This window comes from Candidatus Symbiopectobacterium sp. NZEC127 (assembly GCF_025962675.1).
In the GTDB taxonomy this organism is placed as follows: domain Bacteria; phylum Pseudomonadota; class Gammaproteobacteria; order Enterobacterales; family Enterobacteriaceae; genus Symbiopectobacterium.
In genome coordinates this window covers 15,796-39,559 of the sequence record NZ_JAGFPG010000001.1, presented here as the reverse complement: position 1 = coordinate 39,559, position 23,764 = coordinate 15,796, and the positions used below count along the sequence as shown (strand labels likewise).

Below are 23,764 nucleotides of genomic sequence, written 5' to 3'. Positions count from 1 at the left end.
TCGAATATGCCCGCAATAGCGTTGAATGGATTGACAAGTGACTGTATCTGAAAGCAAAACATCAGACATACGTTATTGTTATGGCCGGGGATACTACTATCCCACTTCCGTGAGATCAAGCAGCCAAATCGGGTTAAAAGTCACAGTTATGTCAAAAAAATGTGATAAAACACTGAAAAACGCGTGAAAAAAGCAGTTATTCACCGTGATAAAGAAAAGATAAAGAAGATATGTCAGGCGGAGGCATAAGAAGCAGCAGGATGCATAACGGCAGCCAACAACGGTTCACTTGATCGATATCAAGCAAACCGTTAGTGCCGAGAGTCTGGGGGTTGAGGGCCTAATGGAATAGGCGCTAAATCTGATAGTCGATAACGGACTCTCCGTTATCCGAGAAGACTTTATCCTTGATCTCATCCAGCGAAAGCTCGCTGTTGCACAGTTGCAGGAATTTCCAGGCATAATTGCGCTGTAGCTGGCTTTTCTTTAGCCCAATCCACACCGTGTTCCCTTCAAACAGGTGCTCAGCATTCAGGCGCACCAGCCCTTTATCACGCGCCGGTTCGTAGGAGTGATCGGCAACAATCCCCACGCCCAAGCCCAATTCAACGTAGGTTTTAATCACATCCGAATCCTGAGCACTCAGGGCAATATCCGGCGTCATGCCTGCCGCCAGAAAAGCGCGATCGACGCGAGAACGCCCGGTAATCCCTTGCCGGTATGTGATCAGCGGCACTTTGCTGAGCATATCCAGCGTCACCGTTGGCACGTCTATCAGGGGATGTTGCTGCGGCACCAGGATAGCGTGATGCCAGCGGTAGTAGGGAAATGCCGCCAGCGTGGCGTCATTCATCAATTGCTCGCTGGCGATGCCGATATCCGCTTCGCCGGAGTGCAGCATGGCAACAATATCGTCCGGCGTGCCCTGGTTAAGCACCAGGCGTACTTGCGGATAGATGGCACGAAACTCTTTAATCACATTGGGCAAGCTGTAACGCGCCTGAGTATGCGTGGTGGCAATCACCAGTTGACCCACATCGTTGTTGGTGAACACATTAGCCAGACGGCGAATGTTGTTGGCGTCATTCAGAATACGTTCAGCAACCACCAGCAACTCTTTGCCCGGCTCGGTCATGCCAAGCAGTCGTTTGCCACGGCGAATAAAAATTTCGATGCCCAGCTCTTCTTCCAGTTCACGGATATGGCGACTCACGCCCGACTGAGACGTAAACAGCGAATTGGCGACTTCCGTCAGATTATAGTTACGCCGTGCCGATTCTCGAATAATCTTCAGTTGTTGAAAATTCACTTGGTTCTCCATCTCTGCATCGTTTTACCCTAACACCATATAGATACGGGGGAAAAAATGCCGCGACAAATAAGCAATCGGATGGTGTTATATTATTTTCTACTAAGAAAATAAGCAGAGACAGGTTGAGTTATTCCTTGCGGCGCATAAGCCAGTAAAACACTTAAAAATCAACATATTAATATAATTACTTTTTCTGTGGATTTAATTTTCATCGCGGAACTATAAATCTTTTTGTTATGATTTATACAAATCCAGTCTTACCCATTCAAAAAAACGTCATGGACCTGAACATGAATAACGCCCCGCTCTCATTACTGGATAAAAAAGAAGGCGTCGATCGCGAGATGTTTCAAGGTCCGTTGGATCGCGCGCAATTTCGCCATGTGCCACAGCAACCCGGCGTTGAATTATATCAGGCGCACATTGCTCGCTGTGCTTTTGAACCCCATACCCATGACGCCTTTGGTATCGGCACCATTGACTTTGGTGCCGAGCGTTTTCGCTATCGGGGCGCTCAGCACGTGGCAGCGCAGGATACGCTGGTGTTGATGAATCCTGACGAACTGCATACCGGGCAGGCCGTCGGCGCAGAAGGGTGGCGTTACCGCATGATCTATATTGATCCTGTGCAGTTGGAGGCGCTTTCCGGTGAGCAAGGCTGGTGGTTCAACGATGTGGTGCGTCATGACCCACTGGCAGCCCGCCAACTGTCTGCTCTGCTGGCTGCGCTGTGGCGTGCTCACGACCCGCTGGCCTGCGATAGCCTGATGCTGAGCATCATCGATATTTTTCGGCCCTTTGCCCGCGTGGCACAGCCGTTGCAAACGCAAGCCCTGTCGCGTTTTGACGAGGTGAAGCACTACCTTAACGATAACTTTGCGCAGGCAGTCACGCTTAACCAGCTGGCCGCCGTCGCCGCCCTCAGCCCTTACCACTTCCTGCGGCGTTTCAAAGCGCACTACAACGTCACCCCGCACCAGATGCTGATGGCGATCCGTTTGCAGCGGGCCAAACAGCTGCTGTGCCGCGGTATGCCTGCCGCGCAGGTGGCTGCGGAGGTCGGACTGACCGATCAAGCCCATCTGACGCGCAGCTTTGCCCAACGTTACGGCATTACGCCGGTGCGCTATCAAAAACAGGTTGCGCCGCACGGCCGCCACCGCTAAAAAAAGCGCAATATCCTACAATATGTTATCCGTCTTACCGGTTAGGCTGCCGTTGATACGACAACACAAGGGCCTGGCCCTTCAAGCATAAATGGGTAACGGGTGTGATATGTTAAGCGGTATCGTTTTCGCCCTGACGGCGGGTTTGATGTGGGGGCTGATTTTCGTGGGCCCGTTGATGGTGCCGGAATATCCTGCCGCGTTGCAGTCTGCGGGTCGCTATGTAGCGTTTGGGCTGATCGCACTGCCGTTGGCATGGGCTGACAGAACACGTCTGCGCCGCTTAAGCCGGGCAGATTGGACCGAAGCGCTGAAGCTCTCGGCGGTGGGTAATCTGCTCTATTACTTTTTCCTTGCCAGCGCCATCCAGCGTACCGGCGCTCCGGTCTCTACCATGATTATCGGCACGCTGCCGGTGGTGATTGCCGTTACCGCTAATCTGCTGTACGGACGACAGGAAGGCGCGCTCTCCTGGTGGCGATTAACGCCGCCGCTGGTGCTGATTTTGCTTGGACTGTTATGTGTGAATCTGGCGGAACTGAGCGCCCAGGATGAGCAGGTCGATATGGAGCGTTATCTCGGTGGGATCGGTATGGCGGTCGTCGCCGTGATCTGCTGGACCTGGTATCCACTGCGTAATGCGCGCTGGCTGCGTCGTAATCTGGATAAAAAATCCACCACCTGGGCCACCGCGCAAGGGCTCGTGACGTTGCCGATGGCGTTGCTGGCCTACGTCCTTGTCAGCGGGCAACTTGCGCTGACCAAACCGGATTTTGCCCTGCCGTTTGGCCCGCGTCCGCTGGTGTTTATTGGCTTGATGCTGGCGATCGGGTTGCTTTGCTCCTGGCTTGGCACCTTCTGCTGGAACCAAGCCAGCCAACGTCTGCCGACGGTGCTGGTGGGGCCGCTGATCGTGTTCGAAACGCTGGCAGGGCTGACCTACACCTTTATGCTGCGTCAGGCATGGCCGCCGCTGCTGACGCTGTGCGGTATCTGCTGTTTGTTGGTGGGTGTGGTGGGTGCCATGCGCATCAAGCCAAAACCCGTGGTGGTGAAGGTGGAGACGGCGGCGCAGAAAAAATAAACCTGACGGTGGCGCAGGGTTCCCTCTGCGCCACGCGCTAAAAGGGCATTAAGCCCCGGTGGCTAGCTGTTTGAACAACGCCGTTAGCTGCTGCTCATTGCGCGCCCCTTCATGCTGGGCTGTCACGTTGCCAGACGCGTCAATCACGAACGAGGTCGGCGTGCCCACCACCTGATAGCGCTCTTTGGTAATGCCCAGTTGGTCGCGGATGACCGGATAGCTGATGTGCTGCTGGGCCAACAGCGCGGCAATGTCCACCCCGTCAGGATCGGTATTCACCGCCACCACCACCACGTTATCCGCGTAGGTTTTGCTCAGTTTTTCCAACGTGCCCATCTCCGCCAGACATCCGCCACAGCCGGAAGACCAGAAGTTAAGATAGACCTGTTTGCCCTGCCAGCGTGCCAGTTCCACCTGTTGACCGGTCAGATCGTAGGCCGCCAGCGCAGGCGCGCGTGCGCCAACCTGTACCTGCTCTTCTTTGCAGCCCGACAGCAGTGCCAGCGCGCCCATCAGGCACCCCAGCGTTATCAGTTTACGCCACTGCATGTTGTTGAACCTCCTCACTCAGGTACTTGCCGTGCTGCAAGCGGATAATACGATCGGCAAACCGCCCCAGTTCCGGGTTATGCGTCACCATCACAATAGTACGTCCCTGATGATGAAGATCCTGCAACAACGCCAGCACGCGCTGTTCGTTCTCTTCGTCCAGATTACCGGTCGGTTCATCGGCAAAAATCACCGGCGGCTCGTTCACCAGCGCCCGAGCAATACAGACGCGCTGCTGTTCCCCACCGGAAAGCTGGCTAGGCAGGTGATCGGTGCGGTGCTCCAACCCGACCTGCGCCAGCACCTGACGCGCCGCGGTTTCATCCACCACGCTATGGTAGTGCTGCGCCAGCATCACGTTTTCCAGCGCGGTGAGGAACGGGATCAGGTGGAACTGCTGAAACACCAGCCCGATTTTGTCCGCGCGAAAGCGTCGCCGACCTTCTTCATCCAACGCGGCAGCATCGACGCCATCCAGCAGCACCTGTCCTTCCGTCACGGTATCAAGGCAGGTGAGGATATTCATCAGCGTGGTTTTCCCCGAGCCGGATGCCCCCATGATGGCGACAAATTCACCGCGCTGAATACAAATATTGATGTTTTCCAGCGCAGTGACCTGCCCGAAGCGTTTGTACAGTTGGCGGGTTTCAATCACCGCCTCTTGCGGGTTATGTGCAACACCCATTGAATCACTCCCCTTTTAACACTTTTGCGGGCTCGACGTGGATCGCGCGCCGGGTAGGAAACACAGCGGCGGCGGCGGCCACCAGCAAGGACAGCAGCAGCGTCAGCGGCAGCACCGGCGCACGCAGCGAAATGCTGGCGTTGAACACCGTCAGTCCCAGCACCTGAGCCAACAGATAACCGAGCAGGCAACCGCAGACCACCGCTGCAAGCGCAATCACGCCAGTTTCGGCCAGCATCTGGCGCACGATATCTTTACCGCTCGCGCCCAACGCCTTCTGCAACGCAAACTCTTTGGCACGTTCGCCGACAATCGCCATCAAAGTGGTGTTCACGCACAGTGAAGAGAGCACCAGAATGACGGCAGAAACCAGTCCCATCAGCCCTTTAATCTTGTCCAGCACCTGCCCTTCCGAGGCGGAAACCTTGAGGATAGGCCGGATTTCCAGATCGGGATATTGTTGTTGCAGGCTGGCCGCAAAGCGATCTACCTGCCCCAGATCGTTACTGACGCTCAACAGGGCGTTACTGATGATGCCTTCCTTTTGCAGCCATTTTTGCGCCAGCTCCAGATTCACGATCAGCATATTGTCGGTAGCGTCACCGGCTTCAACGATCCCTTTGATGCGCAGGCGCTGACGCTCGCTGCCATCGATAAGCGTAACGTTATCGCCGACTTTGACATGCAGTCGCTCCGCCAGCTTGACGCCGATCATCGCGTTACGATCGTCAAACTTGACGCCGATCCAGTCGCCGGTTACCTGCCAGTAGGGAGAGAGTTGACGCAGCGCGTCAAACCACACGCCCATCAAAACCACTTTCTCCAACTCGGTACGCGCCATACCGTACAAATACGGGCTGGCGGCATTGATCAACCCCGTCGGGGCGTTATCGAGAATCGGCTGAAAGCCGCTTTGTGCCAGGGAGCCGCCGTGCGCCGGACCAATATAAAAGTTGGCACCAAAGGTACGCAGTTCCTGGCTCATTTTGGCATTGATATCAAAGTACACCGCCGACATGGCGGTAACGATGGCGGCACCGACGGTCAGTGCGGCAAACACCACACTGACACGCTGCATGCGCAAGCGCAATGCGCGAATCACCAGCCGCCAGAACATACTGCCGATCCAGCGATCTGAACCCGATGGATTAACGGCCATACAGCACCTCCACCGGATAGAGACGGGCAATGCGCCGCGCCGGGAACCAGGTGCCGATGATGGCAATCAGCATGGCGATCACCAGCACGCACGGGATCACCACCCAGGCAAAGCTGAGCGGTACGCCGAACAGCATCAGGCCAATCGCGCGCGCCAATCCCCAGCCTGCAATGCAGCCCAGTGCGCCGCCGAGCAGGCCGCTCATTGCCGCTTCAAGATAGAACAGCAGCATGATCTGCCACTGCCGTGCGCCAAGCGCTTTCATCAAACCGATTTCCTTGGAACGCTCCATAATGGTACTGGTCATCAATGACGCGATGCCCATGGCAGCAGCGACCAGTGCGGCAAAGGTTACCACGCCCAGCAGCAACTGAATCTTGTCGATAACCACCCCTTCTGACGCCGCCACCTGCCAGATAGGACGAACCACCGATCCTGATATGGCTTCTTCCAACTGGTGGGCAATCGACGACACGTACGCGGTGCAGTACCACAGGTCGTACTCTTCGGCGTTAAGCGCTTCGAGATTCTCGCGCGCCCGGCGTGACAGTTCGTTTTCCGGCACCGTCAGCGCAGACACACGCACGGCCTGAATCTTCCCTTCCAGCCCCAGCATGTTCTGCACCGCCGCCAGCGGCATCACCAGACGGTTTTCTTCATCGCCACCGCTGGCGAGAATACCGCTGATACGCACCTCCAGCGCGTGTTCTGGCCCTTGCAAACGTAAGGTTTGCCCCACCTGCCAACCGTTTTGCTGTACCAGCTGTTTTCCCGCCAACACGTCGATCCCCTGCCCGCTCTGCAAGGCGTTTTCGCTCACCGGTTCGCTCGGCCAGTTGCCGGTCACCTGCCAGTAGGGGCTAACGCTCTGTTGCCCGGTGTGGTAATCCTCTTCGTCCGGGATGGTGATCGGTTGCGAAAAGAAGGTGCCCAGCACGGAAATGTGCTTGCCGGCGACGATCACATCCCCGCTGAGCAGCGGTGCGAAGCCAACGATATTGTTACGCCAAAAGATATCCTTGATGTTGGGCAGTTCTGATTCATCAAGAAATTCCTCACTGGCCAGCGGATTGCTGTTTTCACCAAACAGCGCCGGCAGCGCCGCCTGACCGGCAGGCTCCACCAGAATATTGGCACCGTAGGATTTCAGCTCGCGCGCCATTTTGTCGCCAATATCGATCGATACCGCCAGCAGCGCCGAGATCAACCCGGCGGCCAGAAACACCGTCAATACCGCCAGCGATTTGCGCCGCACATTGCGGCTCCATGACTGACGTAGCATGCGCCATAACATGATTACTCCTCCTCGTCCGCTGCGGCGTTATCCGTCGCAGACTCGGTATTACCCGCCGAATGTGCTGTCACGAAGCTGCGGGGGTTGTCACGGAACTTGTTGTAGTTGGCTTCCGACGCAAAGAAGTAGGTCTTGCCGGCATAACGGTATTTGTGCTCGGCTTTCAGGTTGGTCAGCTTGCTGCCGTCGACCGGGTCCACCACATCCATGGATACCACCGTGGTGAAGTAGTTCGCCCCCACCGCCAGCGACGCATAGCTGATCACCAGTTCGTTGTCGTCGTTGCTCCAGCCTTCAATCGGTACCGGGTTACATCCACCGGCTTTACCAATAGACGGAATAAAGATGCGCACACCGCAGGCGACACAAATCACCTGGTTACCTTCCATCACATAGCCCTGATCGCCACACAGCAGACAGGCATCAAACACCACGCCGAGGCGAAGCCGGTCAGGATAGCGGTTAATCACAAAGAAGCGAACGGCTTTGCCGTCATCGGCAATCCAGACAAAGCGGTGCAGCTTGCCGTCACGCACCTGTTCGATAGGAATATGCACTTTGCCATCCGGACCGAGCGTCACGGGTTGCGCTTCCGACAAGCGCGGCGGCTGCGAGGCTACCTGATCCCAATAAAGCTGCCCCAGCGCCACCACCAGCAGCGCCACCAACGCGGCGGTAAAGGTCCGGCGCGTATTACGGTAATCGGCGGTTGCCTTGCGTTTGGCGATCGCTTCGTCAGTTGCCTGCATCTGCTGACGGGTTTTCAGTAGCGGCAGCATGAACCCCGCCGACAGCAGCGCCAGCAGCAATGCGCAAAGGTAGTTAAGCGCCGCGCCGTTATTGGTGACGCGCGCCACAAAGCTCAGGCGCGGTTTGGTCAATCCCAACGCTTGCAGCTTCATCAACAGCAACATCAGGCCGCCGCTCAGCGGCAGCACCAACAGTGCCACCAGCAGCAACAGTAGCGGCCAGCGCAGGCGCGGTAAACGCCGCACCATCATGCCGCACAGCACGGCGCTGAAAGCCACCCAGCCAAAGGCCAGGATCACCGCACTGATATTCAACAGTAAATCGGTATTCACCACGTGGGTGGTAGTCAGTGCCGTCAGATTGGGATCGTCGCCCCAATGCACTGCGGCCCCGATGATCAACAGCCCCTGCCAGAGATAGCCGAGTTTGCTACTCTGCATTAGCTGGCTGAGCAAAAACAGCGCCAGCGCGACCAGTTGAATCAAGGTAAATATGAGTTGAACGGTTTGGCTTGAAGGCAGGCGAATTCCCACCAAGGTACCGACCAGCAGGGCCAGCAGCGTGGTCCACACCAGCGGGCGCAGACGAGGGGCAGAACGGTGACTCCAGTGGAGCCCTAACAGCAGTGCAACAGGCAGAAACGCTTGTAGCACGGTAACAAAAAAATGACTCATAGCGCACACTCAGGCGAAGCCCCCCGCGCCCAGGGCGGCAGGGGGAATTTCCGTAACGGCCTTACGCAATCCAGAATCGAATTATTTGTCCAGACCAACGTATTTGAAGTCGTAGCTGACATCAAACGGTTTCCACCAGCGGCCAACACCCGTTTCGCCATCGGTATGGCGGTGCATACCAGCTTTTGACGGCGGCTCGATGTGGTAGGTCACTTTGTAGTTACCAACGCCCATCATTTTGATGTTGGCACCGTAGTGCGGGCCATCGCTCGCGACCATCGGCATGAAGGTCCCTTCCTGCTTGGCACCGGTATCGGTGTTCACCAGGGTGTAAGCGATGGTCAGGTACGGCATCCATTCACCTGCACCGAAGCCGTTTTTGTTGCCTTCCACGGCGTGGATATCGGCTTCCAGGTGAATATCGGATTTAGCCGCAGGCAGACCCATGCCGCGCGGTTCCATGTCGATCGGCTGCAAGTAGACCGCAGCGATCTCCAGTTCGTTGATGGTGATCGGCTCACCAGCCGGATGTTCGGTAAACGCGAACGCGGCAGGTGCCGTTAATACTCCGGCAATAATCGCGCTGGCAATCAAACTCTTTTGCATCTTCATCAAACCCATCCTCATATCATCACTATCATGTTGTTTTTGATTTTTGCTTATCATTGCTTCCCGTATTCGAACGTCTCAGCGCGCCGACGCATAATCCACAGCGCGGCCAGAGCAGCGAACACCAATACGACTTGTGGTATCAGCGTTTCTACGTAGGGGTAAATCCCCAATACGCTGATTTCCGGAACCCACGTCAACAGCGTGGGCTCGAACAGCTTGCCTTCGATTAACTCCAGTACACCTTTACCGGCAAACACAAACGCCATCAGGTACATGAAACAACCGGTAAACATAAAGAAGGGTTTCAGCGGCAGTTTGACCACGGTAAAGCGCATCACCAGATAAGCGATAAGCAAAATCACGCAGCCAATCAGGAAGCCCGCCAGAATAGAGAGGTGCCCCGCCACGTTGCTGGCATCCCCCACTAATGCAAAGTAGAACAGCACCGTTTCCGCGCCTTCGCGGTATACCGCCAGGAAACTGGTCAGCCACAACCCGATCACCGACCCGCTGCTCAGGGAGTGCGACAGCTTTCCTTCCAGGTAGGCTTTCCAGTGTCGGGCTTCGACTTTCGACAGTAGCCAATAACTCATGCTGAACAACATCACCACCGCAATCAGCATGGTGAACCCTTCCAGCAATTCGCGGCTGGCACCGGAATTGCTGAACAGCATCTGGAACAGCACGGCGGTCAATACGCTGCACACCAGCGCCACATACACCGACTGGCGGATTAACGGCAGCTTGTCATGATGATTGTTTTTCACCAGATAGGCCACGATGGCAGCCACGATCAGCAGCGCCTCCAGCCCTTCACGCACGATGATCAACAGACTGTAAATCAGCAGGCTCCAGTGCGTTTCGCTGCCGCTGCCCAGCATGGTGACCGCGTTAGCCAAGTCCTGTTGCATCGCATCGGCCTGCGCATGCAGCGCAGAAACCGGCTGTCCGGCGCTCATCATACTGACCAGACGGGTGAAGTAGCCTTCCAGCGTGGATTTGAACGCAGAATCACGCGAGCCGACCTTGTTCTCCATACCGCTGGCTTCGAACAGATCGAAGTAGGCATCCTGCACCGCCATAATGGCCGGTTTCGCCTGCCCGTTTTCATACTGTGCAATCGCTGCCGCGATAGCCTGATTGATGTTGTTCACCACGCTGGCCCAGTCCGCATCCGGGACGTCAGCGCCAGCCATGCTGTTATCCGGTGCCGCTGACACCGGCTGATCGTCACGGGTGGTGGGCAAGCCCGGCAGCACATCTTCAATATCTTGCAGCAGCGTAGTGACCCGATAAGCCACTTCGCTCATTTGATCCGGCTGAGTAGTCAGCGCAATCAGTGCACTAAATTGCTGGTTGATAGACGCGGCTTGCTGCGAGGAGCGGTTTTGGCGCACCGACATTTCCATCTCGGAGTTTTTAAATCCCTGATAGTGTGCCTGCTGTACGCTTTGACTGGCTTTTTGATAATCACCCGTCTGATAGTCAGCCACCGCTTGAGCCAACCCATCATCAATGGTCTTGAAGCTTTGCTGCCAGTAGAGGGCGATATCGCTGTTGCCATAGGCCCCGTGCTGCTCCTGCGCCACCAATTTGTGACCGTCAGTCAGCACCGGCAGCACACTGTCCAGCTCGCTTTTCAGCCAGTTCACCTTGGCCTGGATGTCGGCTTGCGGCTTACCTTCGCCAATCATGCGGCGAATTTCACCAAAGGTGGCTTCCAGTTGATAGCTTTTCTGTGCGGAGATATTGATACGAATCGGCCCTTCCAGGTTTTCAAACACCTCGAAGTAGGCCATTTGAACTTCGGTACGGGCTTCATCCGGTTTCTTCTGCTGGTAGAGCTCAGCGGTCTTATCCAGGCGGCCCTGAATGTCATGGATGAAGGTGTTGTAATCCGTTGCGGCAAACGCCGACAGGCTGGAAAACACAAAACACAGTACAATCAAACACTTCTGCCATATAGACATAAATACGATGGTCATCGACAATGAGAGTTATTTTCATTATCACGTTTTAACATTTACATTTCTTGACGTAAATCACAAAATGCCTCACTGTTTCAGAAATATTGTAACATCGTGCTCTACCTCTTCCATTTGGCGCAGCGCTGCCAGCGTGTCGAGCGCCTCCTGTTCATCCAGCCGACTCATGGCAAATCCGACGTGTACCAATACCCAACTGCCGATCAGGCTGGCAGCGTCAACGCCGTCTGCCACCAGCGCGACATTCACTTCACGCTTAACGCCGCAGACATCCACCCACGCCGTATCCTGCACGTTATCCGCTAATGCGATGACTTTTCCGGGAATGCCGAGACACATGGTGATGATCCTTGTTGATGAATATGGGCTGCCGTATACCGATTTAGCAATGTTTATGCCAACGATACAATCAATGTTTCCGCCTATATCGCTATACCCGTCATTGTCGATGACCCAACTGGCTGAGGTTTGCTTTTTTCTTCGATGAACTTGAGAATATAATGCAAACCGCTACTGTCAATGTTGTCTCCAGGGAAATAGGAGATATCAACAGGGTAAAATTGGTTCCTTGAGGCATTGTATAAAAAGTTATTTTCCGACATATCTGTGGGAGGACAACCTTTTTCACACATTTCGTATAATAACAAAATAAAATCCTCCGCTGCATTATCATAAAAATAATCAACCTTGGACAAAGGAACACCATCAATTTTATCCAACTGAATAATTCCCTGCGCAATAATACAGGCAGAATTCTTTCCATAAAATAGCCGGAAAGAATCTGCTTGCCGCGCGACCTCATCGGCCGAAACATCATCAAAGAAAATTTTCAACACTTTCCCGGGGTTTTTGTTATCTTCGACCACAATGGCCTGCGCCCCCTCGCCCAGCGTAGCTCCGATTCTACCGCTATTTTTTTCTATAAATTCAGATGTAGTGGCTGTACATGATGACGCAGAGTTCGGGATCCCTGTTCTTTGATGGCTATCCATAGAGGGTCTTCCGCAATGCGCGATAAACACCTTCAATTGCGGCCTGAGATTATCATTAGACACTTGTGCCAGTGCTTTATAGATATTATACGCCAATATTATCGACGGACCCGATGGTATAACGGGTTTATTATGTATAAAAATTCCCCTGGCATCCGACTTGGGCAACTCGAAGGAAGTAGTGGCTATTTTCGCTAACTTCTTTAATGTTTTCGAGGAAAGGGTATTGTTATTGGTTTTTTTCAGCAACGCGGAATAGATTGTGTCTTTTTTAACATCAATTCGAGATTGAGTATTTATGAAAAACATCGTGCACCTCAGTAAAAATACTAATGTACACAATAATTATCGCCGCCCCTTCAAGAAAACAACTTTAGGGCGATTAAACACAGACAGAAATATTTTATCCCTCTTCAGTGGAAAATGATAAGGCAATTCCGGTAAGCCGGTGCGTCACGCCATCGTCACCCTTCTCGTCACTAATGTCGAAACCGACATCGTCAATGCCGTCACCGACGGACGCCGCAGCACAGCACCCGAGCAAGGACGGGCCTCTCCGGCTAACTCGCTGACGTGGCACAGAATATGCTTCACGCAGCCCAACAATAGGAGAAAGCCCCGGAGGGTATGGCTATGAATCGCTTCGTCATTGCGGAGCCCAAACGCTGTATCGGATGTAACACCTGTATGGCGGCCTGTACGCAGGTCCACCGCCAGCATGGGTTGCAAACCCATCCCCGTTTGACGGTGGAGCGAGATGCCCAAGGCACCGCCCCCGTGCTGTGTCGCCACTGTGAGGATGCGCCGTGCGCACAGGTATGCCCGGTTAACGCCATCACGCAGCGCAATAATTCTGTGGTGTTGGATGAAGTGGCCTGTATCGGCTGCAAGCTGTGCGCCATCGCGTGCCCGTTCGGCGCGATAACCCCGTCTGGCAGCAAACCGCTGGCCGTGCCGCAGACCTTCGCTCACCACATTCCCGTTGAAGCATTAACGGACGTGCCCGTCAGCGTTGCCTCCATCAATCCGTTCCTGTCGTGGAATGCGGGTGTGAAAAGCGTGGCGGTAAAATGCGACCTGTGTGCCTTTCAGGATAGACCGGAATGTGTGCGTGTTTGCCCAACGCAGGCACTCTTTATCGTGGATGAGTCACATATTGCCGCCGCTACCGAGGCCAAGCGCCGTCAGGCAATGATGTGGCCGCAGGGCAATCAACCCTTTGCGGCAACGGAATGGGAGCCAAAATCATGATGACCCCCTTTGCATGGCTGGCTCTCTCGCTGGCGCTCTATGTGGCGGGCGCGCTGTTATCGCTTTGTCTGGCCCGCAACGACGACTGGGCGATCAAGCTCAGTGGCGCCGCTGCATTGCTCGCCGGACTCGCCGGTGTCGCCGCCGCGCTTCCGGTGCTGACCGGTGCCCAGCCGTTACTGGCATCGTTCGATGGCCCCTTCGTCGCCTTTGCGCGATTAACGCTGCGGCTGGATGCATTGGCTGCCTTTATGGTGCTGGTGATTTCACTGCTGGCAACCATCACCGCCCTGTATTCGTTCGCCTATCTGCAAGAGTATCGCGGACGCGCTGGCGCGATGGGGTTCTATATGAACCTGTTTATCGCCTCGATGGTGGCGCTGGTGGTGACGGATAACGCCTTCTATTTCATCATCCTGTTTGAAGTGATGTCGCTCAGTTCCTACTTCCTGGTGATCTCCGATCAGGATGACGAAGCCATCAACGCCGGGTTGCTCTACTTCCTGATCGCCCATGCCGGATCGGTGCTGATCATGGTGGCATTCTTCCTGCTTTACCGCGCCAGCGGCAGTTTGGATTTTGCCGATTTCCGTCAGGCAAAACTGCCGCCGCTACAGGCTTCCGTGGTGTTCCTGCTGGCATTCTTCGGCTTTGGCGCAAAGGCTGGGATGTTGCCGCTGCACGGCTGGCTGCCGCGCGCCCACCCCGCCGCACCGTCCCACGCCTCTGCGCTGATGTCGGGCGTGATGGTGAAAATCGGCATCTTCGGCATCATCAAGGTGGGAATCGATCTGCTCGGTGCCACCGCAACCTGGTGGGGCGTAGTGGTACTGGCATTCGGCGCGGTCTCTTCGGTGCTGGGGGTGCTGTACGCGCTGGCAGAGCACGATATCAAGCGCCTGCTGGCTTATCACACGGTAGAGAACATCGGCATTATTCTGATGGGCGTCGGCGTTGGCATGATTGGTATCGCCACGCATCAGCCGCTGCTGGCCGCGTTAGGCCTGCTGGGAGGGCTGTACCACCTGCTGAACCATGCACTGTTTAAAGGCTTGCTGTTCCTTGGCGCTGGCGCGGTGATCTACCGGCTGCACACCAAAGACATGGAAAAGATGGGCGGCCTTGCCCGCCGCATGCCTTATACCGCGCTGGCGTTTCTGGTCGGCTGTATGGCGATTTCCGCGCTGCCACCGCTCAACGGCTTTGTCAGCGAATGGTTCACCTATCAGTCGCTGTTCACCCTGAGTCATCAGGGGAGCTTTGGGTTGCGACTGATTGCCCCGATTGCCATTGTGATGCTCGCCATCACCGGTGCGCTGGCCGCCATGTGTTTCGTTAAAGTGTATGGCATCAGCTTCTCCGGTGCCCCGCGCAGTGAGAAAGCCGATCGGGCACGGGAAGTGCCCTGGCCGATGACCCTCGCCATGGGCCTGCTGGCGCTGCTGTGTGTCGCGCTGGGCGTCGGAGCCAGTCTGGTGGCGCCGGTTATCACCCAGGTTGCCGTCAGTCTGACCGGCACAGCTGCTCCGGTGGTGGCACACGGGCTAACGCTGTTCCCCGGCAATCCGGCACAAACCTCTCTGTCGACCCCGTTGATCTTTATTTTGCTGCTGGCGCTGCCGCTGTTGCCACTGCTGCTCTACGTGGGCGCAAAAGGCGGTCGTCAGGCATTTCGCCAGCGTGGCACGCCCTGGGCGTGCGGCTATGAGTACGAAGGTGCCATGGCCGCTTCGGCGGGCAGCTTTACCCAGCCGCTGCGCGTGCTGTTTGCCCCGCTCTACCGCATACGGAAAACCTTGGCACCGGGCCCGATGCTACAACGGGCGCTGGAACAGACGACGCGTGCCGCTGAAAACGCCGAGCCCATGCTGGATAACCGCGTGGTGATGCCGTTAGCCAGCGCCTTGCAGCGGGTGAGCCGTGCGATGCAGTGGATCCAACACGGCGATTTCCGGCTCTATTGCCTGTACGTGGTAGCGGCGCTGGTGGTGCTGCTGCTGATCACGATGGCATAAGGAGAATCCGATGTTTACTGAAACCACGTTATCCGGTGCCGCCCCGCTCCTCATCCGTCTGGTGTGCGCCTTGTTACAGGCGCTGGCGCTCTTCGCGCTTGCCCCGCTGTTCTCCGGGCTGGCGCGGGTGATTCGCGCCAAGATGCATTCGCGTCAAGGGCCGGGACTGTTACAGGACTACCGCGACATCATCAAGCTGCTGAAGCGGCAATCCGTCGCGCCGGAGCACGCTGGCGGCGTGTTTCGCCTGATGCCCTTTGTGCTGATCGGCTCCATGCTGTTGGTTGCCATGACGCTGCCGGCCGTGACGCTGCGTTCGCCGTTTGGTGCCGGTGGCGACATCATCACCCTGCTCTATCTGTTTGCCCTGTTTCGCTTCTTCTTTTCACTGGCAGGACTGGATTCCGGCAGCCCGTTTGCCGGTATCGGTGCCAGCCGCGAACTGACGCTCGGTATTTTGGTCGAGCCGATTTTGATTCTGTCTCTGTTGGTGGTGGCGCTGATTGCCGGTTCCACCAATATCGGCAATATCAGCCATGTGCTGGCAGAGGGGGCCTGGCTCTCGCCTACCGCGACCGGTCTGGCGCTGCTGGCCTGCGCTTTCGCCACCTTTATCGAGATGGGGAAAATTCCTTTCGACGTTGCCGAGGCTGAACAGGAGCTACAGGAAGGCCCGTTGACCGAATATTCCGGTGCCGGACTGGCACTGGTGAAATGGGGGATCAGCCTCAAGCAGGTAGTGGTAGCGGTGCTGTTTCTCTCCATTTTCGTGCCGTTTGGCAAGGCGGACAGCTTCACCCTCGGTGCCATGCTGTGGGGCAGCATCACGCTGCTATTAAAGCTGTTGCTGGTGTTTGTCGCCGCTGCGGTGTTTGAAAACAGCCTGGCGCGCGGGCGCTTTCTGCTGACCGGGCGCGTTACCTGGCTCGGATTCGGTATCGCCGCGCTGGCCTTTGTTTTTTACCTCACCGGTCTATAGGAGCCCATCGCGATTATGGATACGTTCGTTATAGAAAGTCGCGCGCTGGCGACGCTGCTGCTGCCCTTTATCGGCGCGCTGTGGATTGCCATTGCGCCACAGCGTCACGCCAAAGTGCTGTGCAGTCTGTTTGCCCTGTTGGCGACGTTAGGTATGGCGTCGCTGGCCTGGGGCTGGCATGCGGCAGGGCAGCACGATACGGTGATTACGCTGTATCGCTACGGCGATGCCGAGCTGTTCGGCTTTGTGTTTGACCGCGTCAGCCTGCTCATCGGTTTTGCCGTGGTGTTCCTCGGCCTGCTGGTCAGCGTCTACTCCTGCGGCTATCTGACCTCAGGCAACCGGGAGCACCCGCACGAAGGCACCAATCGCTACTATGCGTTTCTGCTGGTGTTCATCGGGGCGATGGCGGGCCTGACGCTCTCCTCAACGCTGCTCGGGCAATTGCTGTTTTTCGAAATCACCGGCGGGTGTTCCTGGGCGTTGATTGGTTACTACCAGCAACCCAAGCCGCTGCGCTCAGCGCTAAAAGCGCTGTTGATCACCCACGTGGCCTCTATCGGCCTCTACCTTGCCACCGCCTGGCTGTTTGCCAAAACCGGCACCTTTGCGCTGAGCGCCATCAGCCAGTTAGACAGTGCCGACAAAATTGTGGTGTTCGCTGGCATCATGTTCGCCGCCTGGGGGAAATCGGCCCAGTGGCCGCTGCACGTCTGGCTGCCGGATGCGATGGAAGCACCGACGCCGGTCAGTGCCTATCTGCACGCCGCCTCGATGGTGAAAGTGGGCGTGTATATTTTTGCCCGCGCCATTCTGGCGACGGACGACATCCCGCATGTGATCGGCGTGGTCGGGCTGGTGATGGCCACCTTCACGCTGGTGTACGGCTTTCTGATGTATTTACCGCAGAAGGACATGAAACGCCTGCTGGCCTACTCCACCATCACCCAACTGTCGTACATCTTTTTCGCACTGTCACTGGCGACCTTCGGCTCACGCATGGCGTTTGAAGCTGGGATTGCCTACATCTTCAACCACGCGTTCGCCAAGAGCCTGTTCTTCCTGGTCGCCGGTGCGCTCAGCTACAGCTGCGGCACCCGCATGTTGCCACGGTTGAAAGGATTGATGCGTAAAACGCCGTTGCTCGGCATTGGTTTTTGCGTGGCCGCGTTGGCGATTACCGGGGTGCCGCCGTTTAACGGTTTCTTCAGCAAATTCCCGCTGTTTGCCGCCGGTTTCTCGCTTTCGGCAGAGCACCTCTGGCTGTTACCGCTACTGGCGATCGCGTTAGTGGAGTCCGTCGCCAGCTTTGCCTGGTTCCTTTACTGGTTCGGACGCACGGTACCGGGTGAGCCGTCGGAAGAGGTGGCAACGGCGGCACCGCTCCCTGTCACCATGCAGGGCGTGTTGGTGGTGTTAATCATCATGTCGCTGTGTTCCAGCGTGTTTGCTGCGCTGTGGCTGCAATAGGCACGGGCGAAAGGAGAAAATGAAATGACTGGTTCGCTTATCGTCAACAATTTGGCCGGACTGTTGATCATCACCTCGCTACTGGTGATCGTCGCCAAACGGCCTACCACCTCATCGTTACTCTACGCGTTGCAATCGCTGGTGCTGGTGCTGATATTCGTCGCGCTGGCAAACCTGTTGCAAGCGCACGAGCTGTATCTCTGGTCGCTGACCGCGCTGGTCACCAAAGTGATTCTGGTGCCCGCCATCATGTACCGCGCCTTTCGCCGGTTGGACGACCCCAGCGCCGACGGCGGCATTATCAGCCCGGTGGCTATCTTGCTACTGGCGGTATTGATTGTGGTGCTGAGCTACTTTGTGGTGGCCCCGGTGCAACTGCCGATGGTCAGTGCGCTTAAACCGGCGCTCGCGGTGTCTCTCGGTCACTTTATGATCGGTCTGCTGTGTATCGTCACCCAACGTAACATCCTCAAACAGGTATTTGGCTATTGCCTGATGGAGAACGGTGCGCATCTGACATTGGCGCTGCTGGCGCACCGCGCGCCGGAGCTGGTGGAGATTGGTATCGCCACCGACGCCATCTTTGCCGTTATCGTCATGGCGCTGATGGCACGTAAAATCCATCGCACCTTGCATACCTTGGATGTTCAACAACTTACGGCACTGAAGGGGTAAGCGCATGACCAGTTCGACCTTGCTTTTCACCCTGCTTGCCACGCCGTTCATCACCGCGCTGCTGGCGTTTCTCTGCCGCTGGTGCGGCGGCGCGGCGCGCACGGCGGTGAGCATTATTCACCTGTGCGGCATCAGCCTGCTGTTGGTGCTGTCGCTGTACGTGGTGGGCATGATTGCTTCTCAGGGCGAGATTCTGGCAGCACATCGCTGGCTGCATCTGGATAGCCTGAGCGCGCTGTTTCTCGCCATTCTCGGCATTATCGGCTTTCTCACCGGGCTTTACTCAGTGGGATATATGAACCATGAAGTGAACAGCGGCGAGGTCTCTGTCCCGACGTTGTGCCACTACTACGGCTTCTTCCACCTGTTTCTGTTCACCATGTTACTGGTGATCACCAGTAACAACCTGATTGTGATGTGGGCCGCGATTGAGGCCACCACGCTCAGCTCTGCATTTCTGGTTGGCCTGTACGGCCAGCGCTCGTCGCTGGAGGCGGCCTGGAAGTATGTCATCATTTGTACTGTCGGGGTCGCATTTGGGTTATACGGCACCGTGTTGGTCTACGCCAACGCCGCCAACGTGATGGCGACACCGGGTGATGCCATCTTCTGGACCGAAGTGCTGCAACACGCTTCCGAACTGGACAGCACGCTGATGCATCTGGCGTTTATCTTCGTCATCATCGGCTTCGGCACCAAGACCGGGTTGTTCCCGATGCACGCCTGGTTACCGGATGCCCACAGCGAAGCGCCCAGCCCGACCAGCGCCCTGCTTTCTGCCGTGCTGCTCAACTGCGCGCTGCTGGTGATCGTGCGTTATACCATGATCGTCAGCGCCGCCATCGGCCCGGTATTTCCGCAGCGACTGTTGCTGGTGTTCGGGCTGCTGTCTGTCGCGGTGGCCGCGTTCCTGATTCTGGTTCAGCGCGACATGAAACGTCTGCTCGCCTACTCCAGCGTGGAAAATATGGGATTGATTGCCGTGGCGCTCGGTATTGGTGGCCCGCTCGGCGTGCTGGCGGCACTGCTGCACACGCTGAATCACAGTCTGGCGAAAACCCTGCTGTTCTGCGGCTCCGGCAACGTGCTGCTTAAATATGGCACGCGCGATATGGATGCGGTGAAGGGCATCCTGCGTGTCACCCCTATTACCGGCGCGCTGCTGGCCGGCGGCGCGCTGGCGCTGGGCGGCATGCCGCCATTCAATCTGTTTTTAAGCGAGTTTATGACCGTCACCGCCGGCATCAATGCGGGCTATCTGTGGCTGGTTATCGTGTTGCTGTTTCTGTTGACTATCGTGCTGGCTGGGTTGGTACGCATGGTCGCCAGCACCGTGTTGGGCAACAGTCCCGCCGCCGTCAGCAAAGGTGAGTTAGGCATTCTGACCACCGCACCGATGGCGATTCTGCTGGCATTAATGCTGCTGATGGGCACGCATATTCCACAACCCGTTACCCGTTTACTGGAAAGCGCCAGCGCGCTGGTGTTGCAATCGCACACCACCGAGGCCGCCACTGCCACGGCACTGTCGCCGATCGAACGCGCACCGCTTACCCTTTCTCGTCAGGAGACGTCCCGTGATGAATGAACATCCTACTCCCCCCGTGGCTGCTGCAACCAACGCCAAACGCGGCGCGGGTTATGCCGCGCAGGTGCAGCAGCGGTTCCCCCACGCCATACTGGAACAGGCGTGGCAAACCGACGACCAGTTGACGCTGACGGTGAAACTGGCAAGCCTGCCGGATGTGGTGGAGCATCTCTACTATCAGCATGGCGGTTGGCTGTCAGTCCTGTTTGGTAACGATGAACGGACGTTGAACGGCTATTTTGCCATTTACTATGTGCTGTCGATGGAACAGGGAGAAAAATGCTGGGTGATCGTCAAGGCACTGGTAGACCCGATCAACCCTGAATTTCCCTCGGTGACGCCGCGCGTGCCTGCCGCCGTGTGGGGCGAGCGCGAAGTGCGCGATATGTATGGCCTGATCCCCGTCGGTCTGCCGGACGAACGCCGTCTGGTGTTGCCCGATGATTGGCCGGACGATCTTTACCCGCTGCGCAAAGATGCGATGGATTACCGCCAGCGCCCGGCACCGACACAGGATAATGAAACCTACTCCTTTGTGAACGAAGCCACTGGCGACACCCGCGTGGTGCCGATTGGGCCGCTGCACATCACCTCCGACGAACCCGGTCACTTCCGCCTGTTTGTCGACGGCGAGCAAATTATCGACGCCGACTACCGACTGTTCTACGTCCACCGCGGCATGGAGAAACTGGCGGAAACCCGTATGGGCTATAACGAAGTCACCTTCCTGTCCGACCGGGTCTGTGGCATCTGCGGTTTCACCCACAGCGTGGCCTACACCACGTCGATCGAAAATGCGATGGGCATTGTGGTGCCGCCACGGGCACACGCCATTCGCAGTATTCTGCTGGAAGTGGAGCGCCTGCACAGTCACCTGCTGAACATCGGTCTGTCGAGCCACTTCGTCGGTTTTGATACCGGGTTTATGCAATTCTTTCGCATCCGCGAAAAATCCATGACCATTGCCGAAATGCTGACCGGCGCGCGTAAAACCTACGGCCTGAACCTGATTGGCGGCATTCGCCGCGATATTCTGAAAGAGGACAGGCTGAAAACCATCAAGCTGATTCGTGAGATGCGTACCGAAGTTATGCAACTCTCTGACATGCTGCTGAATACGCCCAATATGCTGCAACGCACGCAGGGCATTGGCATTTTGTCATCACAGGTGGCACGTGATTACAGCCCGGTGGGCCCGATGATTCGCGCCAGCGGCTTCCAACGCGACATGCGTATCGATCACCCCTACTCCGCCTACATCGATTTGCCGATGGAACTGCACCACCTGAGCGCCGGGGACGTCTATTCCCGTGTGCTGGTGCGCATTCGCGAAGTGCTGACCTCGTTGGCTATCGTGGAATACGGTTTGGACAATCTGCCCGAAGGCCCGCTGTTGACCGAAGGGTTTGCGTATAAACCTTATCAGTTCGCCCTGGGATACGCAGAAGCGCCGCGTGGCGAAGACGTGCACTGGAGCATGACCGGCGATAACCAGAAACTGTTCCGCTGGCGCTGCCGTGCCGCTACCTACGCCAACTGGCCGGTGCTGCGCTATATGCTGCGCGGTAATACGGTGTCCGACGCGCCGCTGATCATCGGCAGCCTGGATCCGTGCTACTCCTGTACCGATCGGGTGACGCTGATCGACGTGCGCAAACAGAAAATCACTACCGTGCCCTATAAAGAGATCGAGCGCTATGGGCTGGAACGCACGCGTTCGCCGCTGAAATAGAGGGATGACACCATGTTAAAACTGTTCAAAATCCTGCGCGACGCGGGCAACAGTACGGTCAAATACCCGTTTGCACCGCTCGAGGTGCCCGCCGGGTTTCGCGGCAAACCGCAGTACGACCCCGAGCAGTGCATTGCCTGCGCGGCCTGCACCGTTGCCTGCCCGGCTAATGCGCTGACCATGGAAACCGATGTGGTGAACGGCACCCGCACCTGGCAACTGTTTCTCGGACGCTGCATTTTTTGTGGACGCTGCGAGGAAGTGTGCCCGACGCGTGCGATCGTGCTGTCGCAAGAGTTTGAGATGGCTGTCGCCAATAAAGCGGACCTGTTTCAACGCGCCACCTTCCGACTGCTGGCATGCCACGAATGCCACCGCCCCTTCGCCCCGGAGAAAGAGGTGGCTTATACGGTAGCCCTGCTGCAACAGGCTGGCATGTCGGCGGAGGACGCAGAAGCCCGGCGCGCGCAGTTCGAAACCTGCCCGGAATGCAAACGCAAACAGAGCATGCCGCATAAAGGCAACGTAACGCTGAGCCAGCATTTTATCACGCCGCCTGCGGCGGCTTTCAGTCAAGGGGGCCATCATGAGTGAACCACTCAACGGCGTAGAGGTTCCTTCATCGGTCCATACGCGCAGCACGCCCATCCAGCTAGATGAACAGACCCAGCAGTTAAAGAAAACGTTGCTGAAAGATATCCAGCGTTCTGCCTACGTCTATCGAGTCGACTGCGGTGGCTGCAACGGCTGTGAAATCGAAATATTCTCCGCCATCACCCCGGTTTTCGATGCCGAGCGTTTTGGCATCAAGGTGGTGGCCTCGCCGCGCCATGCCGATATTCTGCTGTTTACCGGCGCGGTCACGCGGGCGATGCGCAGCCCGGCGCTGCGTGCCTATGAATCTGCACCCGACCCGAAAATCTGTATCTCCTACGGTGCCTGCGGCTGCGGCGGCGGTATCTTCCACGATCTCTACTGCGTGTGGGGCGGCAGCGATACCATCGTGCCGATTGATGTGTATATCCCCGGCTGCCCCCCTACGCCAGCCGCCACGATATACGGCTTTGCCGTGGCGCTGGGGTTGCTGGAGCAGAAACTGCACGGCGTCAGCACGCAACAAGGAGAAGATGAGCAGGCCGCGCTGCTGTTGCCTGACGCGCCGCTGGATTTACGCGTGCAGTTGGAGCGGGAAGCCAGACGCATGGCGGGCTATCGTCAGGGCCGAGAAATCAGCGACGCGTTTATCAACCTGCTGCTCCAGTCACCGCAGGAGATGCTGGAGGCGCGTGTTAACGCCTATCTGGCACACCAAAACGATCCGCGTTTGAGTGAAATCGTGCGGCGCTTACTGGCGCAATATCACGGCTGGCAGCAGGGAGTTCGGCCACTATGAGTGCAAAAGTCATCTTTTACGCGCTAAGCCAAAAGTTTCTCGACAGTAAAGAGAAGGTGCCGGAACAGGCGCAGCAAGTCATGTATTATTCGCTGGCCATCGGCCACCATGTCGGCGTGATCGACTGCCTGAAACCGGTGCTGACGTGTCCGCTCGACGACTATCAGACATGGATAGCCCAATTGCCTGCAGGTGATGCACAGCGCAAAATGGCGGGCTTGCTGAAATTTGGCGAAATTACCCTCGACAGTTCACATACCCGGTTGTTGCATCAGGCATTTAGCGCGCTGGGAGACGGCGATCGTTTTGCCGCCTGGAGCGCCACCCTGCTCGACTATCTGGTCGCCATTGAGCGCGAGTCTGCGCTGTACCTGATGGTTAAACGGAGGGAGGAGTAAG

At 56.8% G+C, this 23,764-nt stretch carries 22 protein-coding genes; 12 read left to right on the top strand and 10 right to left on the bottom strand.

The window, feature by feature from the left end:
* Positions 1-355: 355 nt before the first annotated feature.
* On the bottom strand, positions 356-1,309 hold the full coding sequence (gene cbl / locus J5069_RS00175; protein ID WP_264641960.1) for an HTH-type transcriptional regulator Cbl: 954 nt from the start codon (positions 1,307-1,309) through the stop codon (positions 356-358).
* 347 nt (positions 1,310-1,656) lie between these two features.
* Here cbl and J5069_RS00170 point away from each other — a divergent pair, with 347 nt between their 5' ends.
* Positions 1,657-2,478 (top strand): AraC family transcriptional regulator, encoded by an 822-nt coding sequence (locus J5069_RS00170; RefSeq protein WP_264643672.1) that lies wholly within the window; start codon positions 1,657-1,659, stop codon positions 2,476-2,478.
* Between the two features lie 109 nt (positions 2,479-2,587).
* Positions 2,588-3,562, top strand: a complete 975-nt coding sequence (locus J5069_RS00165) for a DMT family transporter (protein ID WP_264641959.1) — start codon at positions 2,588-2,590, stop codon at positions 3,560-3,562.
* A 48-nt stretch (positions 3,563-3,610) separates the two neighbouring features.
* Here the strand turns inward: J5069_RS00165 and J5069_RS00160 are convergent, their stop codons facing one another.
* The 9 genes from J5069_RS00160 to J5069_RS00120 all read right to left on the bottom strand — a co-directional run bounded on the left by J5069_RS00160 (position 3,611) and on the right by J5069_RS00120 (position 12,571).
* A complete protein-coding gene (locus tag J5069_RS00160) occupies positions 3,611-4,111 on the bottom strand; it encodes a TlpA family protein disulfide reductase (RefSeq protein ID WP_264641958.1) in 501 nt (166 codons plus the stop codon).
* Positions 4,098-4,796, bottom strand: a complete 699-nt coding sequence (locus tag J5069_RS00155) for an ABC transporter ATP-binding protein (RefSeq protein ID WP_264641957.1) — start codon at positions 4,794-4,796, stop codon at positions 4,098-4,100. Before J5069_RS00155 ends, J5069_RS00160 begins: the two co-directional genes overlap by 14 nt.
* A 4-nt stretch (positions 4,797-4,800) precedes the next feature.
* Positions 4,801-5,955, bottom strand: a complete 1,155-nt coding sequence (locus tag J5069_RS00150; RefSeq protein ID WP_319801649.1) for an ABC transporter permease — start codon at positions 5,953-5,955, stop codon at positions 4,801-4,803.
* Positions 5,945-7,249: an ABC transporter permease gene (locus tag J5069_RS00145; RefSeq protein WP_264641956.1), complete on the bottom strand. Its 1,305-nt coding sequence runs from the start codon at positions 7,247-7,249 to the stop codon at positions 5,945-5,947. Before J5069_RS00145 ends, J5069_RS00150 begins: the two co-directional genes overlap by 11 nt.
* A gap of 2 nt (positions 7,250-7,251) precedes the next feature.
* Positions 7,252-8,673, bottom strand: a complete 1,422-nt coding sequence (locus J5069_RS00140; RefSeq protein ID WP_264641955.1) for a Fe-S-containing protein — start codon at positions 8,671-8,673, stop codon at positions 7,252-7,254.
* 81 nt (positions 8,674-8,754) lie between these two features.
* A complete protein-coding gene (locus tag J5069_RS00135; RefSeq protein ID WP_222160176.1) occupies positions 8,755-9,285 on the bottom strand; it encodes an iron transporter in 531 nt (176 codons plus the stop codon).
* Between the two features lie 50 nt (positions 9,286-9,335).
* Positions 9,336-11,255, bottom strand: a complete 1,920-nt coding sequence (locus J5069_RS00130) for an FTR1 family iron permease (protein WP_264641954.1) — start codon at positions 11,253-11,255, stop codon at positions 9,336-9,338.
* An 84-nt stretch (positions 11,256-11,339) separates the two neighbouring features.
* Positions 11,340-11,609: a HypC/HybG/HupF family hydrogenase formation chaperone gene (gene hypC / locus J5069_RS00125; RefSeq protein WP_264641953.1), complete on the bottom strand. Its 270-nt coding sequence runs from the start codon at positions 11,607-11,609 to the stop codon at positions 11,340-11,342.
* An 83-nt stretch (positions 11,610-11,692) separates the two neighbouring features.
* Positions 11,693-12,571 carry a hypothetical protein gene (locus J5069_RS00120; protein WP_264641952.1) on the bottom strand — a complete coding sequence of 293 codons (879 nt, stop codon included), beginning with the start codon at positions 12,569-12,571 and terminating at the stop codon, positions 11,693-11,695.
* Between the two features lie 324 nt (positions 12,572-12,895).
* Here J5069_RS00120 and J5069_RS00115 point away from each other — a divergent pair, with 324 nt between their 5' ends.
* Genes J5069_RS00115 through J5069_RS00070 form a run of 10 tightly spaced genes read left to right on the top strand, consistent with a single transcriptional unit; the run spans position 12,896 to position 23,763 of the window.
* The gene (locus J5069_RS00115; RefSeq protein ID WP_264641951.1) at positions 12,896-13,513 is read left to right on the top strand and encodes a 4Fe-4S dicluster domain-containing protein; all 618 of its coding nucleotides are present in this window, start codon (positions 12,896-12,898) and stop codon (positions 13,511-13,513) included.
* Positions 13,510-15,528, top strand: coding sequence for a hydrogenase 4 subunit B (gene hyfB / locus J5069_RS00110; protein WP_264641950.1), 2,019 nt, complete (start codon positions 13,510-13,512; stop codon positions 15,526-15,528). The genes J5069_RS00115 and hyfB overlap by 4 nt, the downstream gene beginning before the upstream one ends.
* A 10-nt stretch (positions 15,529-15,538) precedes the next feature.
* On the top strand, positions 15,539-16,507 hold the full coding sequence (locus J5069_RS00105; protein ID WP_264641949.1) for a respiratory chain complex I subunit 1 family protein: 969 nt from the start codon (positions 15,539-15,541) through the stop codon (positions 16,505-16,507).
* Positions 16,508-16,522: 15 nt separating this feature from the next.
* A complete protein-coding gene (locus J5069_RS00100) occupies positions 16,523-17,977 on the top strand; it encodes a hydrogenase 4 subunit D (RefSeq protein ID WP_319801648.1) in 1,455 nt (484 codons plus the stop codon).
* A 24-nt stretch (positions 17,978-18,001) separates the two neighbouring features.
* Complete coding sequence (hyfE, locus tag J5069_RS00095; protein ID WP_264641948.1) at positions 18,002-18,652, top strand: hydrogenase 4 membrane subunit; 651 nt, start codon at positions 18,002-18,004, stop codon at positions 18,650-18,652.
* A 4-nt stretch (positions 18,653-18,656) separates the two neighbouring features.
* Positions 18,657-20,240, top strand: coding sequence for a hydrogenase 4 subunit F (locus J5069_RS00090; protein ID WP_264641947.1), 1,584 nt, complete (start codon positions 18,657-18,659; stop codon positions 20,238-20,240).
* A complete protein-coding gene (locus tag J5069_RS00085) occupies positions 20,233-21,972 on the top strand; it encodes an NADH-quinone oxidoreductase subunit C (RefSeq protein WP_264641946.1) in 1,740 nt (579 codons plus the stop codon). The genes J5069_RS00090 and J5069_RS00085 overlap by 8 nt, the downstream gene beginning before the upstream one ends.
* 12 nt (positions 21,973-21,984) lie before the next feature.
* A complete protein-coding gene (gene hyfH / locus J5069_RS00080) occupies positions 21,985-22,566 on the top strand; it encodes a hydrogenase 4 subunit H (protein WP_264641945.1) in 582 nt (193 codons plus the stop codon).
* Entirely contained in the window at positions 22,559-23,365 is an 807-nt protein-coding gene (locus J5069_RS00075; protein WP_264641944.1) for an NADH-quinone oxidoreductase subunit B family protein, read from the top strand. Before hyfH ends, J5069_RS00075 begins: the two co-directional genes overlap by 8 nt.
* Complete coding sequence (locus J5069_RS00070) at positions 23,362-23,763, top strand: formate hydrogenlyase maturation HycH family protein (RefSeq protein ID WP_264641943.1); 402 nt, start codon at positions 23,362-23,364, stop codon at positions 23,761-23,763. Before J5069_RS00075 ends, J5069_RS00070 begins: the two co-directional genes overlap by 4 nt.
* The last annotated feature ends 1 nt before the right edge of the window (position 23,764 follow it).

Coding starts and splice junctions, on each gene's coding strand:
- J5069_RS00145 (WP_264641956.1), bottom strand. CDS start 7,249: ATGTTATGGCGCATGCTACGTCAGTCATGGAGCCGCAATGTGCGGCGC.
- J5069_RS00165 (WP_264641959.1), top strand. CDS start 2,588: ATGTTAAGCGGTATCGTTTTCGCCCTGACGGCGGGTTTGATGTGGGGG.
- hyfE (WP_264641948.1), top strand. CDS start 18,002: ATGACTGGTTCGCTTATCGTCAACAATTTGGCCGGACTGTTGATCATC.
- J5069_RS00090 (WP_264641947.1), top strand. CDS start 18,657: ATGACCAGTTCGACCTTGCTTTTCACCCTGCTTGCCACGCCGTTCATC.
- J5069_RS00170 (WP_264643672.1), top strand. CDS start 1,657: ATGTTTCAAGGTCCGTTGGATCGCGCGCAATTTCGCCATGTGCCACAG.
- J5069_RS00115 (WP_264641951.1), top strand. CDS start 12,896: ATGAATCGCTTCGTCATTGCGGAGCCCAAACGCTGTATCGGATGTAAC.
- J5069_RS00160 (WP_264641958.1), bottom strand. CDS start 4,111: ATGCAGTGGCGTAAACTGATAACGCTGGGGTGCCTGATGGGCGCGCTG.
- hyfB (WP_264641950.1), top strand. CDS start 13,510: ATGATGACCCCCTTTGCATGGCTGGCTCTCTCGCTGGCGCTCTATGTG.
- J5069_RS00140 (WP_264641955.1), bottom strand. CDS start 8,673: ATGAGTCATTTTTTTGTTACCGTGCTACAAGCGTTTCTGCCTGTTGCA.
- J5069_RS00075 (WP_264641944.1), top strand. CDS start 22,559: ATGAGTGAACCACTCAACGGCGTAGAGGTTCCTTCATCGGTCCATACG.
- hyfH (WP_264641945.1), top strand. CDS start 21,985: ATGTTAAAACTGTTCAAAATCCTGCGCGACGCGGGCAACAGTACGGTC.
- J5069_RS00085 (WP_264641946.1), top strand. CDS start 20,233: ATGAATGAACATCCTACTCCCCCCGTGGCTGCTGCAACCAACGCCAAA.
- J5069_RS00100 (WP_319801648.1), top strand. CDS start 16,523: ATGGATACGTTCGTTATAGAAAGTCGCGCGCTGGCGACGCTGCTGCTG.
- hypC (WP_264641953.1), bottom strand. CDS start 11,609: ATGTGTCTCGGCATTCCCGGAAAAGTCATCGCATTAGCGGATAACGTG.
- J5069_RS00135 (WP_222160176.1), bottom strand. CDS start 9,285: ATGAAGATGCAAAAGAGTTTGATTGCCAGCGCGATTATTGCCGGAGTA.
- J5069_RS00070 (WP_264641943.1), top strand. CDS start 23,362: ATGAGTGCAAAAGTCATCTTTTACGCGCTAAGCCAAAAGTTTCTCGAC.
- J5069_RS00120 (WP_264641952.1), bottom strand. CDS start 12,571: ATGTTTTTCATAAATACTCAATCTCGAATTGATGTTAAAAAAGACACA.
- J5069_RS00130 (WP_264641954.1), bottom strand. CDS start 11,255: ATGTCTATATGGCAGAAGTGTTTGATTGTACTGTGTTTTGTGTTTTCC.
- J5069_RS00150 (WP_319801649.1), bottom strand. CDS start 5,955: ATGGCCGTTAATCCATCGGGTTCAGATCGCTGGATCGGCAGTATGTTC.
- J5069_RS00105 (WP_264641949.1), top strand. CDS start 15,539: ATGTTTACTGAAACCACGTTATCCGGTGCCGCCCCGCTCCTCATCCGT.
- J5069_RS00155 (WP_264641957.1), bottom strand. CDS start 4,796: ATGGGTGTTGCACATAACCCGCAAGAGGCGGTGATTGAAACCCGCCAA.